Origin of the sequence: Phocaeicola coprophilus DSM 18228 = JCM 13818 (assembly GCF_000157915.1) — a bacterium.
Classification (GTDB): Bacteria; Bacteroidota; Bacteroidia; order Bacteroidales; family Bacteroidaceae; genus Phocaeicola; species Phocaeicola coprophilus.
Map to the genome: position 1 here is coordinate 1 of NZ_EQ973691.1, position 2,516 is coordinate 2,516.

General features: G+C 45.6%; 3 protein-coding genes. All 3 read right to left on the reverse strand.

The window, feature by feature from the left end:
* Positions 1–118: 118 nt before the first annotated feature.
* Positions 119–1,744: an IS66 family transposase gene (tnpC, locus tag BACCOPRO_RS16995; protein WP_008145658.1), complete on the reverse strand. Its 1,626-nt coding sequence runs from the start codon at positions 1,742–1,744 to the stop codon at positions 119–121.
* An 87-nt stretch (positions 1,745–1,831) separates the two neighbouring features.
* The gene (tnpB, locus tag BACCOPRO_RS17000) at positions 1,832–2,200 is read right to left on the reverse strand and encodes an IS66 family insertion sequence element accessory protein TnpB (RefSeq protein ID WP_007660154.1); all 369 of its coding nucleotides are present in this window, start codon (positions 2,198–2,200) and stop codon (positions 1,832–1,834) included.
* On the reverse strand, positions 2,193–2,516 hold a 324-nt coding region (gene tnpA / locus BACCOPRO_RS17005; RefSeq protein ID WP_008145662.1), incomplete at its 5' end, for an IS66 family insertion sequence element accessory protein TnpA. The genes tnpA and tnpB, both read right to left, overlap by 8 nt.

Sequence of the window (2,516 nt, forward strand, 5' to 3'; positions counted from 1 at the left end):
GTAAGTATTCGGCCAACTACAGGTATTAAACCTTTATATACAACAATAGCGACTGTCACTATGAACCTAATAGTATCAGCCGCTATTGTTTTGTTGAACCCATATGTTACAGTTTATATCAGTTACAAGATTCCTCCTTTTGCCTTGTCAGTACACATTCCGGATGTTTCAACTTCCATTTATGTGGAAGTAGATTCAAAAGTTCTTCTTGGGTTGCCTTCTTGTGATAAGGCATTTGTGCGATAACATCGTTCAGGTATACTCTGGGATTTACCTCGTGCGCCTTACATGTGGCCAGCAGAGAACATATGACAGACATATTAACCGCAGCTTCGTGATTACCACAGAAGAGAAAATTTTTTCTGCTCAGAGTGATGGGGCGTTGGACGTTTTCCGCCAGATTGTTATCCCAGTACAGGCGACCATCGTCCAGGCATCTTATAATATTATCCCATTTGGTATAGGCATATGTAATGGCCTTGCCTGTCAAAGAACCTGGACTGTATTTAATCCCTTCTGTCTCCATCCATACCTTCATTGCCTCCATGATTGGCCGGGCCAGCTCCTGACGCTTCTGTCTGCGCTCATCATATGACAGGCCGGCTTCGTCACACTGACGTTCTATTTTATAGATATGCTGTATCTGAGTCAGTGCATGTTGGGCCATCTCCCTGTTTTCATCCAAAGCCTGCTCAAAATGACGACGTATATGCACCAGACAGTTGAGCAGCCGCACGTCGGGGTTGGCCTTGAAGGCTGTTTCATAACCTGCAAAACCGTCACATTGAAGATATCCCTTGAAGTTATATTGATTTGCCAGGGATTCGATGACCGCTCCGGCCCGTGAGCCTCCGTCGTAATGAAAGATGACCAGTCTCTCCATGACTGATCTTACCATCCAGAGATATTCCTTGTCGGCCTTGTGCTTTTCCCTGTTGATGACCGGAACTGTAGTCTCGTCCACCTGTACATAATCACAGGAGAAGACTTCACGTTTGAGTTCTTCATACAGAGGCTTAAGCAATTCTACGGTTTTCTTGAACCAGCCGTCCAGTGTACTTTCGGTCAGACCTTTCATTCCAAGATGGCGGTATTGCTGTATCTGACGGTAGAACGGGACATGATATTCATACTTCTGAAGCAATATTTCGGCAAGCAGGCTGGTGTCAGCGATGCACTTGTCGACCGGCATTAGCGGCATGGGAGCTATCTCTACGCCTTTCTGTCCGGCCGGAGGAAGCAGGGTACTATCCTTGAGAGCATATTTGGGACGGATGATCACCTTGACGTAAAGCATTCCCGGCTTGTGCTTGACGACTTTTGTTATCTCTTCGCCTATTCTACGGTATAAAGACAAGTCTACGCCTTTCGGTTCTATTGTATCGGTCTCCAATACGGGCAAGTCCTCTATCATTTTGCGGTTCTGGCGATTTCGTTTTACGTCTTCCACCGATTCCTTCTCAATCTTTTCCACAGCCTCGTCCCGCTTTTCTTCCGCCTGCTGCCGGAGTCCGGAAAACTCGTCGGCAAAGAGATCTGGCATATTAGGATCATATACGCGAAGTTTCTCCGATTTACGACCAAAGAGCTGACGGTTCAGCCATGCGACCTGAGCCGTCAACTCCCTGATACGTTCCTGCAGATTTTTTATCTGTTCGGATTGATTCTTATTAGTAGTAGACAATGAGGCTATAGAGGCATTCAGCCCTTCTATCGTCTTGAGTAAAATTTCTTTTTCTTCCATTGTCTATACTTCTTTTAATGATGTAAATATACTAATTAACAGTGAATTATGCAACAATATCCAAAGTTTACTCACACAAAAAACATATTATACATGGTATTCCTTACGTTCGGCTCTTAACCGCCGGAGCCTCTGTTCCGGGTTTTCCTGTATGCCTTCAACCATCATCACCAGGTCGCGCCATTCCATAGGATAGCTGTTTGATTTGGGATCATACTCCGGCAGCTTGAAGTGACCGGCCTCCAGACGTTTTACATACATTACCATACCTCCGTCTTCGGCATGAAGCAGTTTCATGAGCCTGCGGCTGGAACCGATGAAGATGAAGACATCACCGTTCCTCACTTCACTGTTCATCTTCTCATGTACCACTCCGCATAGCGAACTGATACCTTTGCGCATATCTGTCCTGCCAGGACACAGGAAGTAGCGCATCGTGTCGTTCAGGTTAAACATGGCCGCCTCGAAGACTTTGGGTCAATAATTCCATCAGTATCTCTTCAGAACCGTTCTCGAAGTGGGCACGAAGGCCATTAGGAAACAGCAGTGCAACACCATGCGGCAATTGTTCTTCTTGGGAAGACTCCGTAAATGCCTGTTTAAAACTGATAGGAGTCAACTCGTGTTTGATACTGCTCCTGTCAACGGAACATTTTCTACGCCAGTAGTGATAGGTTGAATAACTTACACCTATCTGTTGAAGGTACGACTTCAACGGCAGCTCGCTTTGTTGCACCTGCAATTCTAATTCTTCAAATTCTTGTCTGTTCAT